Source organism: Chitinophaga ginsengisegetis (assembly GCF_900168065.1).
In the GTDB taxonomy this organism is placed as follows: domain Bacteria; phylum Bacteroidota; class Bacteroidia; order Chitinophagales; family Chitinophagaceae; genus Chitinophaga; species Chitinophaga ginsengisegetis.
In genome coordinates this window covers 1,651,712-1,668,906 of record NZ_FUZZ01000001.1, presented here as the reverse complement: position 1 = coordinate 1,668,906, position 17,195 = coordinate 1,651,712, and the positions used below count along the sequence as shown (strand labels likewise).

Sequence of the window (17,195 nt, the reverse complement as noted above, 5' to 3'; positions counted from 1 at the left end):
CTTCCGGGAGAAGTAGATCATCTGAGGTTGCCAGCTAAACAAAAGAGGGCTGACCATCCGGCCAGCCCTCTTTTTATAAATTAAATCCTGCTTTCTTAGAAGCTGTAACGAAGACCAAGTTGTCCTCTCCAGCGTGCAGTGAAGTTGTTGATATAGTATGGTTTTTCATCGCCAAAACCATTGATTTCCCTTCTTCTGTCATATTGGAAAACCGCGTTACCTGAGGTAGCATCCAGTTTTCTGAATGTGAGCGGAGTAGAAGCGTTGTTGGCGATAAAGTAAGTTCTGCCCCAATCCTGGTTCAGCAGGTTACCTACGTTCAGGATATCGAAAGTGATTTCCACTTTATGACCTTTGTAAATAGGCAGTACCTGCGCTATTTTAAAGTCAAAGATATTTTCGAACGGAGTGCGGCTTGCATTTTTCTTTGCATTTTCACCACGGTGCTTATTCAGGTAGCTGTCGTTGCTGATCAGGCGTTCCAGGTCAGCTCTTTGCTCATCCGGTGTGCGGGTGTAGATCACATTACCTTTAGAATCTTTCTGAGAGATCAGGTCGAAGGCCATAGTGGCTACTTCTGTTGCTTTTGGAATGTAAATCAGGTCGTTGTTACCGCCGGAGTTCAGGTCGTCGCCGGTAGGATCAACAGTGTTGAAATATACCCATGAGTAAGGAATACCGGATTGACCATTATAGAACAGGGTTACAGTAGTACGGAATTTATCTTCTTTACCATATTTAAAGGTTTTGGAAGCTACTGCCAGTACACGGCTGCCCATGCTGTAGTTGGAACGGGCCATTTCCAGGTTATTCAAACCATTGATGTTTGGTCCAAAACGCCAGTTGGAACCGGCAGTAGAAGAGGTACCATCATTTACAGAATAAGAATCACCATAAGAATAGCCAACTTTCAGGAACAGACCATTACTTGTTTGTTTGGTCAGTTCACCGGAGATGTTATAAGTATAACCTTCGCTGGTGTTTTTCAGCAGGAGGATCTGGTTACCCCAGTCTTTGTCTTTCTTTTTCCAGGTTGGTCTTTTAACACCACCGCCTAAAGAAACGCTGTCGCCGGTAGGAATAACGTTCAGGTTTTCCCAGATCGCGTTGTTGAGTGTTTTGGTGAAGTTACCTTCAATAGTAGCGCTCATTCCCCACGGAAGTCTTCTTTCTACAGCCAGGTTGGTTTTAAACATCTGGGGGAATTTGAAATCCTTATCAGACAGGTTAATGTTGGAAGGGCTGCTTCCTACGTTAGCACCCATTGCAGAGAGATTAGCTGCAGAATACTGTCCGTAAAAAGGACTGTTGCCATCGTAGTTGAAGCGGAATTCATTTGGTAAAGCTGAGCCGCTCAAGCTTACGTTGGTATATACGTTACCGGTATTTCCATACTGGTTGGAGATCCATACAAACGGTACGCGGCCTGTGAAAATACCAACACCACCGCGGATGGTAGTTAATCCATCGTTGGTTACATCCCAGTTAAAACCAATGCGCGGAGCAATCAGTGGTCTTGATTTTGGAATGGTGGTAGTGGAATATCCAGCAAAGCTTGGGGATTTAGAGAATGCTACGTTATCCGGAGGGGTGGTTGGGAAGATAGGAATGTCTATTCTTACGCCATAAGTCAGGGTGAAGTTTTTCCTGATATTCCACTCGTCCTGTGCATAAATACCGATCTGTGCTGCTTTGAAGCCAATACCATCCCGGAGGGTAGAATCTGCGGTGTTATAGTTGATCTGGTATTGTCTTGGTTTCAGGTTATTGATAAATCCGCTGATGGAATCATAAGTGTAAGAACCGAAAGCACCCTGGATAAAGGTATTTTTGATCTTATAGATTTCAGCATTGGCACCTACTGTAATGGTGTGTTTACCTTTATACATGGTCAGGTTGTCTGTGATAGTCCAGATACTCTGATCCAGTGCATTGGCAGTAGAAGAAAACTCGCTACCCAGGTTGATGGTACGACCGTTATCATTAATGGTAACAGTAGGGAAAGGTTGACCCAGGGAAGTTCTTCTGTCTTTTACATTATTATAACCAATCCTCAGTTCATTACTCAGCCTGTTAGAGAAGTTGGAGTTCAACTCAATAACGCTGGAGTTACTTTTTGAAGGGAATTTATAATAGTTGTTTGCAAAAGCAGCAGTACTGTTAGTCCGGCTGTAGATCAGGTCACTTGCATTCAGGTAGTTATGACGTACGGTCAGTTTATGTACGGCGTTGATGTTCCAGTCGATACGTCCAAAGAGGGTAGTAGCTGGTTTATCACGTTCCTGGTCTGTATAACTTCCCAGATCTACTTTATATTTATTCTGAACAAAGTCGTAGATACTTTTCAGTTCATCGGTAGTTACGTTGGAAGATCCGGTTGCAGGGTTGTAATCTATCGGGTTATTCCTGACAGATCTTTCTGCATTCACGAAGAAGAACAATTTGTTTTTGATAATTGGTCCGCCCAGTGATGCACCGAATATTTTATTGGTGAAATTGCCGTAGTCTGCACGGGTAGAATCCGGGGCTTTACCTACGAGGGATTGTCCCTGGTAGTAGAAGTACGCGGAACCGTGAAAATCATTTGTTCCGCTTTTGGTAATGGCATTGATACCACCGCCTGTAAAACCGCTCTGTTTAACGTCGTAAGGATTCAGTACAATTTGTAGCTGATCAATAGTTTCTATGGAGATAGGGTTGGCACCTGCCTGGCCACCGTTGGTACCGGAAGCAGATAAGCCGAATACGTCGTTAGTTACAGCGCCGTCAACCGCAAATTGGTTGTACTTGTTACTCTGGCCGCCAAAAGAGATACCCATAGGTGAACCGTCCTTACCATTGGTAGAAACAGATGCCTGCGGGCTCAGTTTTACGAAATCCTGTACACTTCTGTTTACAGTAGGAATATTGTCCATCTGTGTACGGGAAATGTTCAGTGCGGTACCGCCGTTTCCTTTGGCGATAGCCCTGCTGGCAGTAATGCTTACTTCTTTCAGGCTGGTAGAGCCTTCAGAGAGCGTTACATTTAACTTCAGCGGTTCTCCCAGTTTGAGGAAAATGTCGTTGTAAGTTTCAGTTCCATAGCTGATAAATGAAACTTCCACCTTGTAAGGTCCGCCAACACGAACGTTAGGGATGGTAAATTCACCACTGCCGCGGGTAGTGGTGCCATAAATTGTTCCAGTAGGTGTGTGGGTGGCTTTTACAGTGGCCCCGATCAGGCCCTGGCCTTTAGAATCGGTTACAACACCGGTTATGCTGCTGGTAGTTACCTGCGCATAGGTTACAAACACGGTGAGCAACAATGAGAATGTAAAGAGTAGTTTTTTAAACCCCATAAAGCAAAGAAGTTGTTGTTTCAAACGCAAAGTTGAACAATTTTCCCGTGAAAATTTTAACGCGGAATTAACAAATTGTTAAGTACACTGTGGATATCTCAAGTGGCATATCAAAATTTGAATGGCATCTAGCCATATCCTTCTTAATAAATAGTTTTTTCAAGAATTTCCCCGAAAATTACGATTTCTCAAATATGAGATATTAATAATGAGAAAAATCTGCTACCACAGTGAACCTTATCGGGTTTCAGGTGTATAAATCCTCTATTAAATTGGCAATCATTGTTATATGTTAAAATTACGCTGTATAATTAACATCTTCCCAATGGTTTTCATATAGAACAGCACTTACTTCCACCGGCAACTTTTCACATGTATATGTTGTAACTTTGCGCAATTCAACATTACTGACCCGGAGGGAATAATATATGTTAGATACAATAGAAGCAGCAATAGAAGATATAAAAAACGGTAAACTGGTGATCGTGGTAGATGACGAGGACCGTGAAAATGAAGGTGATTTTATCACGGCAGCACGCAACGTAACACCTGAAATCATCAACTTTATGAGTACCCACGGCCGTGGGCTCATCTGCGCACCGCTGGTAGAAGAGCGCTGCGAAGAACTGGGACTGGACCTCATGGTCCGCGATAATACCGCCCTGCACCAAACCCCTTTCACCGTTTCGGTAGACTTGCTCGGACACGGTTGCACTACCGGCATCTCCGCACACGACAGGGCTAAAACAGTACAGGCGCTGATTGATCCCACCACCAAACCGGAACATTTGGGTAAACCAGGCCATATCTTTCCGCTGAAAGCCAAAAGCGGCGGCGTTTTACGCCGTTCCGGCCACACGGAAGCTACCATCGACCTGGCCCGCCTCGCAGGGTTTGAGCCTGCCGGCGTATTGGTGGAAATTATGAATGAAGACGGATCTATGGCCCGCCTGCCGGAACTCCGCGAAATAGCCACCAAGTTCAACCTGAAACTCATTTCCATAAAAGACCTGATCGCCTACCTCCTCAGCACCGAAACACTGATAGAAGAAGGCGTGAAAGTACAGATGCCCACCAAATACGGCAACTTTGAACTCATCGCCTTCAAACAAATCAACTCCGGTGAAATTCACATGGCATTGAAAAAAGGCGACTGGAAAAAAGATGAACCGGTACTGGTAAGGGTCCACTCATCCTGCGTAACAGGGGATATCCTCCACTCACTGCGTTGCGACTGTGGCGAACAACTGCATGCCGCCATGCAAATGGTGGAAAAAGAAGGGAAAGGCCTTATATTATATATGAACCAGGAAGGAAGAGGTATCGGTCTTATGAACAAACTGAAAGCCTATAAGCTGCAGGAAGAAGGCATGGACACCGTAGAAGCCAACCTGGAACTGGGCTTTAAAATGGATGAACGCGACTATGGCGTAGGCGCACAGATCCTCCGCCACCTCGGTATCTGCAAACTCCGCCTCATCACCAACAACCCCCGCAAACGCGCCGGTTTAAGTGGTTATGGCCTGGAAGTTGTTGAAAATGTGCCCATAGAAATTCATCCAAACCCGCACAACGAGAATTATCTTAAAACCAAACGCGACAAATTGGGACATGATATCCTGAAAGGATAAACCGACAGTCATCATTGGGAACGCGTATAGTAAGGAATGAACCCATTCCTGCAAAGTAAACCACACCGGGGAGTAACACTGTTTAACAGCAGTTGTTGCTCCCTTTGTTGTTTTATTCAATATTGGTAGTATCTGCTTTAATGCGGGAAGAATCATCCTGCTCCTGTTTCAGCATCGCTGCACGGCGGAGGGAATCCAGTAATGGTGTACGTCTGCGCCGCCTGTCGTTAAACAGCTCGCTGAAACGGTTGTATTCCCTGATATAGGAAATGCCCACGCCGGATTTTGTACGGTTGTTGAGGTTATACACATCATAATCCGTTTTACTGAAGGCATTGATACGGAAACGGCCATCCGGCGTAAGCAGGTATTCAATGCGGAAGTCGCCCGCAAAACGGTTGGTATTGGCGGAAGTAGCCGTTTTACCCCAGTCGTAATCACCACCGGCATATAAACGGAAACGGTTATTAAACAAATTGCTGGTAATACCGGCGCTCACCTGGTTACGGTCTACCGAGGAGTTATCCTGCGGTCCGCCCACATTATACGCGCGGTAGTTCACATTCACCCCGATTCCACTTCCTTTCAGCAACACCCCGGTGATGTTATTGAGAATGGCCTGCGCCTGGGCGGATAAGGCTTGTCCCACACTGTTTTTACCGGTAATGCCCACATTGGCAGCGGCGGTAGTAGTGGCATCATCCGGCAGGAACTGGTTGGAAAACAGCAACCCCCACACCTGGAACAATGCCTTGTTCTGGTCGTTGTTGATCTCTTTCAGATGGGCGGCTACACCACTTTCATAAGCCAGGCTGCCCACTTCAGGCAACTCAATGGAGTAAGTAATATCCGGTTTCAGCAGGGCGCCACGCAGGTTGATCAGCACATCCACTTTTTCGGTGCGCGTAGCCAGTTTATCGGTGCTCACATTGGTACCCTGGCCTACCAGGTTATACAGGCTTACCTTTGGCAGGGAGTACTTCGCCATAATGTTTACCCGCGCTTCCGACGGATCACCGTTCCAGGTAATGGTACTGTTCTTTTCTATGTCGAACTTCCAGCTGGTGAGCCGTTGGAAATTGAAGTTATAGGAACCGTTATTAATCTCGTAGTTGCCAAACATGGTGAAATCGCCTTCTGTATTCACGGTGATCTGCAGGTTACCGGTACCGTTGGCGGAAATAATATCGCCGGTGGTGGCGTCCAGGATCACATCGATCTGTGCATCAGGATTGGCGGCGATATCCAGCTTCACGGTGAGTTTGGTATTGTCTTTTTTCTTCTTCTTTTCAACAATCTCGGTACCGTAGCTTTTGAATGTGATGTAATCGTACTTCCCGATATCCTTGCTGTCGGACATAGGGAGATAGAAGTGGGTGCCTTTAATCGGACGGGCCAGGATGTGCATCTGCATATCGTTCAGCGGACCGGAGAAGTATACTTTACCATCGGCCAGCACATCCCCGTAAAACAGGTCGTTATCGGTAGCGCTGGTATTCAGGAACAGGAATCCGCGGCCGGTAACATCAAAGTCGAAGTTGAGCTTGTCGAAGTGGTCATGACTGATATACCCGCTGGCAGTGCCTTTGGTATTGTATTTATCTACCAGCGTAAAGTTGCCGAATTCAATCAGGTTGTCATCTATGTTCACATTCAGTTTCGGAATGCGGTAGTGGGTGCCCAGGTAATCCACCGTAACCCCTACAGTATCGAGGGTGAGCGCGCCTTTAACGGAAGGCACCCGCGTGGTGCCACTTACATTTAAGGTGCCGGTTACTGCGCCGGTGAGATTGGATACATAGCCCGCGAGGTATTTATTCAACAGGCTCACAGAGGTGCCATTGAGCTTCACGCTGGCATCAATCCCGTTGTTGGCCGCGGTTAATCCCACTTTGCCCTGCGCCAGGAAAGCCTTTCCTTCGTTATCAGATTGTATATTAAAGGTGGCGTCGCCGGTAAGATGATGATAGGTGCCATCTATATTTAAAATGCCGATGGAGTCGTTATCGATACGCAGCTCCCGTGTTCTCAGCGCGGTATTGATGTCGAGGTTTGCGGTAGGATCTGCAATATTAATGGTGCCATCCGTAATACCCTCCACCCGTGTGGAAATCAGCTGGGAAGGAATTACATCTGCCAGGTTCAGGTTTTTAAGTGTAACGATGAATTTTGATTCATCGGGATTATATTCATTGGTTTCTACGGTAATGCTCTGGTCATTGCGGGTAACCCGGAGATTTTTTACCGTGAGAAAATGTTTGCTCCAGTATATTTCGTTGCCGGGGGTAACATTCCATTGCCGTTCATTTACGGTGAAGGCACTGTTGAGGAAATTAATCTTCAGCCCATCCGCTACCGTGATGATCCGCGCATAGAAGCCATCCAGGGAAGAAGTGTCTTCCGCCGCCAGGTCCACTTTTACAAAAGAGGTGTCGTGCCCTGAACTGGCCAGTATCACCGGATTTTCGAGGATCACATTTTTACCGGATAATACTTTGCCAATGCTTGCACTGATGTTCACCTTATTAAAGTTGCCATCTCCCTTAACCTGTAATTCCTGTACATGATATCCCAGGTAGCCGGCTTCCGGTACCTGGATGTTCAACGCCAGGTTGCCGCCATTCATGGTATTGAGGGCGCCGGTTACGGTAGCATGGTCAAACCCGGAAAACTGTTTGGTAAAGCCACTCAGCAGTTTATCCACTTCACCGAGATTAATAGCATAAGTGAAGTTTTGATTGATGACGGCATTTTGCGGCGCACTGAAATAGCTGGGGTAATATTTATACAGCAGCAGGTGAAAAGCATCCGGCAGCTGGAGGAAACTGTATTGTCCTTTTACAAAGCCGTCGATTTCACTGCCGGCAAATTCGAGCAGCTTCTGGTTGTCCACCATGTGCGACGATATATACAGGGAATCAAATTCCAGGCGGCGGTTGTCCTTAAATGCAGATACATCGTACATCCGCGCGGTACCGTCGAAGTTATCGATGTTGCTGCCCACAAAGTTCAGCTCCAGTTTGGCCTGCAGCGTTACGGAATCTTCGGTGATATGCAGGGCTTTCAGATCTCCCTTACGGATTTCTGAATTAAACTTAAATTCCGGCAGGGCGGCATTAAAATCAATGGTCCCGGCAAAGTCCATATCCAGGTTGGGATCATTGGCGGTGAGCGAGCCATTAAAGAATTTGCGGCTCATTTCCCCCTTTGTTTTGATGTTGCGGTAATCGTATCCAAACAGGGATATTTCCTGCACATCGGCATCTACGGTAGCTTTCAGCGTTTTAAAGTTAAAGCCGGCGCCATCTACTTTGGCATCTAGGGAGATGGTAGACAGGTTGGCATTATTAAAAAGGCTGCCAATATCAAAGTTGGTGGCTTTTAAACTCCCGGAGTAAACGGGGATATCGCGGCTGGTTTTAAAGTTAAGATCGGAGTTCAGCTTACCAAGATTGGTCTGGAACTGGCCATAGGCCACAAAGTCGTTGATGAACCCGGTATAGCTTCCCTGGAAGCGGATGGAAGAAAGGCGGTCGATACGCACTGTGCTCACAATATCTTTTACAATGGGCATGATCTGCATCACGTCATTGCCCGTAGTAACCAGTTCTTCTGTATGAAAATCGATAAATGTTTCATAGATATCCGGTAGTCCGCGCATTTCCAGGCTCCCTTTAAGACGGGTGGTGGTACCGGCAGTAAGATCTATTTCAGAGGCTTTCAGGTTGCTGACAGGGCCCCTGGCTTTACCGCTCAGCGTAATTTCTTTTTTCCAGGTGGAAAGGGGCGGTGCAAAAAAGGCGATATCGTCTGAGGATAGTTTACAGTTTTTGAACCGGGCCTGCATGAACACATCATTGATATAATCGCTCATATCGCTGATGTCGCTGTATTGCATGGTGTAGTAGTCGCCGATATGACTGCGGTTGGTTTCAAGATCGAGCTGTGAAAACTCCATCTCCACGGGCGACATTTTAAACCGGCTGGTTAATTTTTTCACTTCAAAGCCGCTCCGCTCTTTGGTGCGCAGGGTCAGATCCCCGATCACACTGTCTTTTACCAGGCTGGTATTGGTGAGGGAGAGATTGATTTCATTGAAGCGGATATGATTCGGCGCAAAATAGCCGGGTTCTATTTTCGTGCTGTCGTCGGGGTTATCCACACCGAAGATGCCGTTTTTAATATTGAGTTCTTTCACCACCAGCTTCCAGTTATCATTGTTCCAACGCAGCTGCTGCAGTTGCCCGGTATCTGGTACGGGGTGGTCCGGACTGGGTTTACGGCGGCGGCGCAGGGGAGAGGCAGCGTAGCTGCTGATAATGAAATTGGGATTGGTGAGGGTGAGCTCCTGTATATCGATGTTATGTTTCTGGAGATCCAGGTTTTTGGCATCGAGATAAATACGTTTGGCGGATGCCCGCATATCTTCACCCACCCAGGCATCCACCTGGTTGAGCCGGATGTTTTTAAGATCAATCTTTTTCAGGTCCAGGGAAATACCGCCGGAAGGCTGGGTGCTGGTATCCGGTTTGGAAGAGCTAAATGCTTCTTCGAGAAAATGGTAGTTCCACACGGAATCTTTGCGGGTACGCAGCAGGTTTACCTGCGCATTTTCCAGCCCGATGAATTTGATAATGGGCTTGTCCTGGAAAAAGAACCAGTCGGTGATGCGCACCTGTAGCTTGCCTGCGTACAGCAGCGTGTCTTTGTGCTGGTCTTCAATAAGCGCGCCTTCCAGCTGCATACTGTTGAACAGCCGGAAGCTCACGTGGTCTATTTCCACGCGGGTTTTAAGCTGCTGCGACAAGCGGCTGGTCACTTCATGCACAAGGAAGTTCTGCACCACGGGGATGTTTACCAGTATTCCGATCAGAATGACAAGGCCTAACAAACACAGTAACACGACAGATAATATTTTCCGTACTTTTTTCAGGCGGCAAAGTTTATCCGGCAAAAATAATTAATAGTTGGCAGTCAATGCCATTTAGCAGATAAATAAGATGGATTTCCGGTTTAACCGGCAAAGTATGCTGACCAGTGATTTCGTATATAGGTGCCAGTGAGTGTGTACCGGTCCCTTGTACACCCGGAAAAACGGCCCGTTGAGTTTATCATGAAATTGTCGGACCTTCTTTTTTATTGTGGTATTATATTCTTATTTGATAATAGTATTTTATCTTATAAAGATGAAGGAATAAATGCACCTATCTTCTTTAAATATAATTATCAATACTTTATAGGGATATATAGCTATTTCTCACCGTATGAAAATATCCGTCATAATAGTGTCACTAATTCTTTCCGGCCTATTAGGAAAACTTTAACATTTCTAAATTTCCTTCCAGAACAATGAAAGTACGAGTGAGCAATTAATGAACAATGTAGCATTTCAGTGAACAAACAAGTGAACAAACATTTAAGTAACCAGATTTATTCAGCCAAATTATAGTATACCAGCAACAATTGTAATTCACCCGTTCCAATAACAGTAACAACGATTATTTCACCAGTGAACAAATTTCCGTAAACATTCAGTCAACCAGTCTGATAATTCCAGAATAATTCAATAAACCAGAATCTATGCACAAAAAGTTGCTACTACTAGCGCTAATGGGATTCCTATGCCTGCACGCATGGGCCCAGGAGCGAAAAATTTCAGGTACTGTTACAGATGATAAAGGAGGGGTATTACCCGGTGTATCTGTAAAAGAAGTAGGTACCAATAATGGGGCGGCCACCAGCCCCGAAGGCCAGTTTACGCTTACCCTGAAAGGCAATTCCAACAAACTTTCCATTTCATTTATAGGTTTTGAAACGCAAACAGTGGTGTTGTCGGGGAAAGCATCTTACTCCATTTCGCTGAAGCCCGATGCCAAAAGCCTGAAAGATGTGGTGGTAATCGGCTACCAGGAAGTACGGCGTAAAACAGTAACAGCAGCGGTTTCCAGCGTGAAAGGCAAGGATATCGAAAATCTGCCTTCTCCCAGCTTCGACCAGCTCCTGCAAGGCCGTGCAGCCGGTTTGAACGTGCAGAACTTCACCGGTGAACCTGGTGTAAGAGGCTCTTTCGTGGTAAGGGGAAACACCTCTATCAGCCGCGATGCCAGCGCCGCCCGCACCCTCAGCTCCCCGCTGTTTGTGATCGACGACATCCCCGTGTCACTGGACGATGCCGCCGCATTTGACAACACCGGTACCAACTACATTGCCGGGCTGAATCCCAACGACATTGAATCGATCGACATCCTGAAAGATGCATCGGCAGCAGCTATTTACGGCTCCCGTGGCGCTAACGGTGTGGTAATCGTGAAAACCAAACGTGGTAAACAGGGCAAACCACAGGTGAACTTTTCCACCTACGCCGGTATGATCCAGAAACCAAAGTTTGAAACAGTATATGGCGGTGCTGAAGAAAGATGGTTCAAAATGGACTACCTGCAAAAATATCTTACTGATCAGCAGAAAGTGAACGGTATCCCTATGATGCTCACAGATAGCCTGAACCCCGCTTTCAGCGGAGCGGTCGACTGGCAGGATCTCTTCTACCAGAACGGTATCATCCAGAACTATGACCTGTCTGTTTCCGGCGCATCAGAAAACACCAACTACCGCGTGAGCGGCAACTACTACAATGAAGATGGAACGATCCGTGGTACCGGCTTTAAACGTTATACCGTTTCCGCCGCAATGGGCGTGAAAATGTCGTCCCGCCTGAATGTATCCTCGCTGTTCCGTTTAAGCCGTGGCGACAGATCCCGCGGCCGTGGCGTATTCCCCGGAGAAAATACCATCCCGTTAATAGGCGGCCAGTATCTTTCTTCCCTGTTCAATATCTCGGATATCGATCGCAAAAACTTTACCGGCGACCTGGAATCCGGTCGTGATAAAAACATCAACGATGATATCACTGCCAGTCTTACCGTAAACTACGATATCACTAAAAAGCTGCGCTTTGCCTCCATCGGATCTATCCAGTCCAGCATCAATACCCGCGACATTTTCCGTCCCGGAGAGTTGAACACCGCCGGATTATCTTATGCACAAAGTGGTAAATCACGCTTTGAAAATGCGAACCTCGATAATACGCTGAGCTATACTTCCGACATCATCAATAAAGACCATCACTTAAACGTGCTGCTGGGTAACACCATCAACAATATCCGGAATGAATTTACCGGTATCGGCAGCGGTGCGCTTAGTAACGACAACGTGAAAGTGGTACAGGGCTACAATCTCAGCTATATGATGTACAGAGATATTTATGGCAACCTCGTTTCCGGGTCTGATTACCAGTCGTCCGGCATGCTGTCCTTTTTCTCCCGCGTGAATTATAACTATAAAGAAAAATACCTGTTGTCATTTGCCTATCGTGCAGATGCTTCTTCCCGCTTTGGCCGTAACAGCAGATGGGGCTACTTCCCCTCTGTATCCGGTGGCTGGAATATTTCAGACGAACCATTTATGGCTCCTTTCAAAAAGTGGGTGGAGTATTTCAAGATCCGTGGAAGCTATGGTGTAACGGGAAGTTTACCAAAACAATATTACCTCCAGTATAATACTTACAGCATCAACCAGGGTACCTATGGCGGATCTACCGGTGGTACCTACAACGGTGTGAATGCCGTAACGCCTAACTTCTCAGATGGTGTGGCACAGGACGGATTAACCTGGGAGCAGGCTATCCAATCCAACATCGGGGTGGATGCAAGTTTCTTTGGCGGAAGATTGAATGTAACTGCCGACGCGTTCAACAGGGGTACTTCCAAACTGTTGTTTAACCTGCTGCTGCCTTCTACTTCCGGGTATGATAAAGTAAATACAAACGCGGTAGATGTACGCAACACCGGCGTGGAATTCACGGTACAGGGTCGTATCACACCGCCCACCACTAAGTTCCAGTGGAGTTCTACCCTGATATTGTCTTTCATCAAAAACCAGATTGTTAAATTACCCAATGATAACCGTGATCTGATGGTACCGGACAACAACACCGGTATGACCTATGTATTGACCAAAGGACGCGCTATCAATGAATTTTACCTGATCAAAAACAAAGGCGTATACGCCAGTGAAAAAGATATTCCTTTTAACCCTTACACCGGTGAAAAGCTTACCTACTGGGGCGGTAACCATACCGTGCAGGCAGGCGACTTTATCTGGGAAGATCAGAACGGCGACTACGATGTTTGGGACTGGAATGATAAGGTGCGCAGCGGTAATCCTAACCCCGCGTGTACCGGCGGTTTCACCAACGTGTTCTCTTACGGCCCCTGGAGCATGCAGGTATATCTGACGTTTACCCTTAAACGTGATATCTATAACAAATACATGTCTGACAGGCTTACCGGTTTAACCAACAGCTATGCAACCATTGCAGCTATAGATCCTTCTACCATCGACAGCTGGCATAAAGAAGGCGATAACAGTAAGTATTCAGAAGTGATTCCTTACAGCCAGAAATATTACTACCAGTTCCTTCCTTTTTCTTCTGCATTTGTAGAAAATGGTTCCTACCTGCGTATCAAATACCTGAACCTGGCGTACCAGTTCAGTCCTAAGTTTCTGGAACGTGCAAAGCTGAGCAAACTCCAGATCTACGGGGTGGTAGACAATGTAAAGATGTTCCAGAAATCAAGCGTTCCGGATGCGGAAGCAGTGGATGAAAAAGGTACTTACACCGGTGGCGGCTACCCGATACCACGTAAGTTCACCCTCGGTGTAAATGTTGGTTTTTAATTTTTAAAAAGAAGAAGATATGAATTGTCTGAAAAATATATTCACGGTAATAGCTGCAGGACTGCTGTTGTCGCCTTTCGTGTCCTGTAAGAAGCTGCTGGATCAGGAGCCCATCAATTCTCCCTATAACTCCGTTTTCTGGCAAAACCAGCGCGATGCAGAACAAGGTGTAGCCGGCGGCTATGCGTTATTGCGCAGGGCTTTAACTTCCAATACAGACTGGGATCAGAACATGTCGCATTTTGCGTATGGTTCCTTACCTGCGTATGAATTTAACGATTACGACGTATACGATGTAAGGTTCCTGGTGAAAGGAGGAGATGGCATGAATACCGCAGATTTCCTGGGATCTTACCTGGATAAGTATCACGACTGGTCGCCCTACTATAAAGTGATCACGCAGGCGAATATTATGTTGCATAATATTCCCAATATTCCGGATGCACAATTCACTGATCAGGCTACCCGCACCCGTAACCGTTTCCTCGGAGAAGCTTACTTTCTGCGCGCCTTCAGTTATTTCTATATGGTGCGTATCTGGGGCGATGTGCCGCTGGTGATGAAGTATGATCCTAATCCAGTAGGAGCAGAGAATATTCCGAGAACCAATGAGAAGCTCATCCTGGATACCTGTATCGCTGATCTGAAGAAAGCCATCAGCCTGTTGCCGTGGGAATATAAAAGCGGCAGTGAAAGAGCAGTAAGAGCTAACAGGGGCGCTGCATTTGGCTTACTGGCGCACGCCTACATGTGGAGAAACTTCCTGAATAAAGGACAGGTAGCATCCGATGTAACCAATGCCATTGCAGCCGTAGATTCGGTTGAACAAAGCGGTCAGTACCAGTTACTCACAGCCGATATGTATCCAAAAATCTTCCACGGAAAATCAATGGAAGGCATATTCGAAATCAATATGCAGGTAGCGAATGGCGAACAACAGGTAGAAAAAGGATTTTATTATAGCATCCTGAAAACACCTTTTATCAGTAATAAAGATGGGAAGGTAGATGCCCCGAATATTGACCTGATCAATATGCTGTATGATGAAGCCGGCACCGATGTACGCCGCCATTATTACTTCACCAACCTGGATGCGTTTGGTCAGTACGATGTGATGATCTGCAAGTTTGCAGGCCCTAACCGGGAAAACATCAATTACCGTAATCCGGGCAACTTCACCGATGCTTCCGTAGATGCCAACATCATCCTGATGCGGTATGCCGATCTGCTGCTGTTGCGTGCAGAAGCCCGCGCCGACCAGGGAAATGTAGGCGCTGCACTGCAGGACATCAACAGGGTAAGAGCCCGCTCATATGCGGAACCAATTCTGGCTGAAGATGTGACCGATATTAAAGAAGAAGCATTCCTGGAACGCTCCCGTGAATTATATGCGGAAGGACAACGCTGGTACGACCTCGTACGCACCGGTATGCTTATGAACGGCAACGTGAACGCTGCTCCTGGTTTCCCACGGGACCGCTTTGACGCCGGTGGCTGGAAATGGCCGGTAGGACGCGTATTGTTCCTCAACAACAGCGTGCTTACACAAAATGAATACTGGCTGGGTAAAGTGAAATAGCATCTTGAAATTTTAAATGTACTGACATGAACAAACTAAAAATATTTACCACAAAAGCAGGATGGGGCATCTTACTGGTTACCCTGTTGTTCGCTGCCTGTAAGAAAGATGATCATTTCCTGGGCGGTAGTCCTACCAACGATCATACAGATCTTACCACCTACGATTACCTGAAAGCCAATCCAAATTTCGATACGCTGATCCTGCTGATAGACAAGGCCGGCCTGAAAGAAACGGTTAATAGTGATGTTACTTTTGTAGCGCCTACGGATTACTCTATCAAGCAGTTCCTCGCTGTACGCACAAGGCTGTTGCAGATTGAAGAGAACGATGAGAATATCAAATATACCATCGACAGCCTGAAAGCGCCTGAGCTGCGCGACTCCCTGCTGGCTTATATCTTCACAGGTAAAATTGTACGCGCAGATCTTTCGCTGGAATCACAGATATATAAAAATAAAGTGAACGAAGACTTCGCTTTCAAGCTGATTAAAAGCGGCGGTTACGACGACATTTTCTCGGCAGGCGTAAGGTTTATGGCGTTAACAAAAGTGATTAATGGCCTCGATCCGGACCCACGCCCGGATGACTATCCGGAAGAAGACAGGGATATGCAGTATACCTTGCAAACAACCGGCATCATTACCAAAACAGGTGTATTGCATGTACTGCAAAACAACCACGTGTTCTATTGGAAATAGTCATCACCATTAAACTTAAAAGTATGTTGTATAAATATAAAGGGATAAAACTGCTCACATCCGCTGTTCTGCTCGGACTATTGATTGCCGGATGTAAAAAGATTGAAGAAGGCTTTCTGAGCGACGGCCTGTACGTACCGGATACCCCGATAAAAGTACAGCGGGGTAACGCTTTCCAGAAAACAAACGCCATTCTTGCAGATGGTACCACCCAGCCCATGACCGTGAAGCTGCTGGATATCAGGAGAGCCGATAACAAAAAACATGCGGACGAATTTTATAAAGAATATCCCGTTTACGTATATACGGCAGCGGTAGATCCTGCCAAAGACACTACCATAGAGCTGGTGAATAAAAAGCGGGAACTGAAAAAGATGCAGCCTTATGTATTCCTGGCCAGTGGTCAGTTTGTATTTAACGGCGCCACCGATAGCTTACCGCTGGGCGTTACCTACGAGTATGATGTAGAAGTATCCAACGTGGCCGGTTCCAAAGTGTATAAGAATATTGGTACACTCACTACTATTGACCCGCCACTGGTTACTGAAACAACTGCCAACTGTAACTTCTTCCCGGACGATGGTTCTCCTACCGTACCAATGGGCGCACCGGTAATGACAATTACCAGGGTCAGTGAAAGCGGCGCTTCTGTTATCCTGAAAATAACAGATAAAGATGGTAAGACTTTCAATCCGAAAAAAGGAGAGATCATTAAACGCGGCGACCGTCCTATTTTTGAGAACTACGCCAGGTTCCATCCGATTGAATATACCGATACAGCTATGATCTGTAACTTTGAGATCGCACCGTTCCCATTGAGCCGCTACTCCAATGGCGGTACCAACTGGAACTACCTGATGTATTACCGTATTCCTTCTGCTTTTGTATCGGTAGATAAAAATTTATCGAGCAAAATCGGTAGTGTGAATCCGCTGTTTGCCTTCCGCCTGATGAAAGCAGGAACGTATGTAGTGGAGCTGAGAATGCCTAAAACGGTAAAGGTTACACCGTAAGAATTGTAGTGAAACATACATAAAACGGGGTTGCATCAACAGTAATGATGCAGCCCCGTTTTTATTTGGTATTTCCGCTGATCAGGCTTATTTTTGATATGTGTATAAAACATTGATATCCAACATCTTCATTTTTAAAGTTCGCAGAAGTAGCACGGAAAAACCCCTTGCAAAGCATTGATCCCCAATAGTTTACC

General features: G+C 46.3%; 7 protein-coding genes. 5 read left to right on the top strand and 2 right to left on the bottom strand.

Going from position 1 to position 17,195, the window contains the following annotated elements; genetic code table 11:
* Nucleotides 1–95 precede the first annotated feature (95 nt).
* Entirely contained in the window at nucleotides 96–3,362 is a 3,267-nt protein-coding gene (locus tag B5Z18_RS06565) for a TonB-dependent receptor (protein WP_143313510.1), read from the bottom strand.
* 404 nt (nucleotides 3,363–3,766) lie between these two features.
* Between B5Z18_RS06565 and B5Z18_RS06560 the strand changes: the two genes are divergently transcribed.
* Nucleotides 3,767–4,969, top strand: coding sequence for a bifunctional 3,4-dihydroxy-2-butanone-4-phosphate synthase/GTP cyclohydrolase II (locus B5Z18_RS06560; protein WP_079468575.1), 1,203 nt, complete (start codon nucleotides 3,767–3,769; stop codon nucleotides 4,967–4,969).
* A 112-nt stretch (nucleotides 4,970–5,081) separates the two neighbouring features.
* Here the strand turns inward: B5Z18_RS06560 and B5Z18_RS06555 are convergent, their stop codons facing one another.
* A complete protein-coding gene (locus B5Z18_RS06555) occupies nucleotides 5,082–9,872 on the bottom strand; it encodes a translocation/assembly module TamB domain-containing protein (RefSeq protein ID WP_143313509.1) in 4,791 nt (1,596 codons plus the stop codon).
* Nucleotides 9,873–10,549: 677 nt separating this feature from the next.
* Between B5Z18_RS06555 and B5Z18_RS06550 the strand changes: the two genes are divergently transcribed.
* The 4 genes from B5Z18_RS06550 to B5Z18_RS06535 are packed head-to-tail and all read left to right on the top strand — an operon-like array spanning nucleotide 10,550 to nucleotide 16,998.
* Nucleotides 10,550–13,705 (top strand): SusC/RagA family TonB-linked outer membrane protein, encoded by a 3,156-nt coding sequence (locus tag B5Z18_RS06550; RefSeq protein WP_079468573.1) that lies wholly within the window; start codon nucleotides 10,550–10,552, stop codon nucleotides 13,703–13,705.
* Between the two features lie 19 nt (nucleotides 13,706–13,724).
* Nucleotides 13,725–15,284 (top strand): RagB/SusD family nutrient uptake outer membrane protein, encoded by a 1,560-nt coding sequence (locus tag B5Z18_RS06545; RefSeq protein ID WP_079468572.1) that lies wholly within the window; start codon nucleotides 13,725–13,727, stop codon nucleotides 15,282–15,284.
* Nucleotides 15,285–15,310: 26 nt separating this feature from the next.
* Nucleotides 15,311–15,985, top strand: a complete 675-nt coding sequence (locus B5Z18_RS06540) for a fasciclin domain-containing protein (RefSeq protein ID WP_079468571.1) — start codon at nucleotides 15,311–15,313, stop codon at nucleotides 15,983–15,985.
* Between the two features lie 23 nt (nucleotides 15,986–16,008).
* On the top strand, nucleotides 16,009–16,998 hold the full coding sequence (locus B5Z18_RS06535; protein ID WP_079468570.1) for a DUF5007 domain-containing protein: 990 nt from the start codon (nucleotides 16,009–16,011) through the stop codon (nucleotides 16,996–16,998).
* Nucleotides 16,999–17,195 lie beyond the last annotated feature (197 nt).

Excerpts from the sequence above, each read along its gene's own strand:
- B5Z18_RS06560 (WP_079468575.1), top strand. The coding sequence starts at position 3,767 with ATGTTAGATACAATAGAAGCAGCAATAGAAGATATAAAAAACGGTAAA.
- B5Z18_RS06550 (WP_079468573.1), top strand. The coding sequence starts at position 10,550 with ATGCACAAAAAGTTGCTACTACTAGCGCTAATGGGATTCCTATGCCTG.
- B5Z18_RS06545 (WP_079468572.1), top strand. The coding sequence starts at position 13,725 with ATGAATTGTCTGAAAAATATATTCACGGTAATAGCTGCAGGACTGCTG.
- B5Z18_RS06540 (WP_079468571.1), top strand. The coding sequence starts at position 15,311 with ATGAACAAACTAAAAATATTTACCACAAAAGCAGGATGGGGCATCTTA.
- B5Z18_RS06535 (WP_079468570.1), top strand. The coding sequence starts at position 16,009 with ATGTTGTATAAATATAAAGGGATAAAACTGCTCACATCCGCTGTTCTG.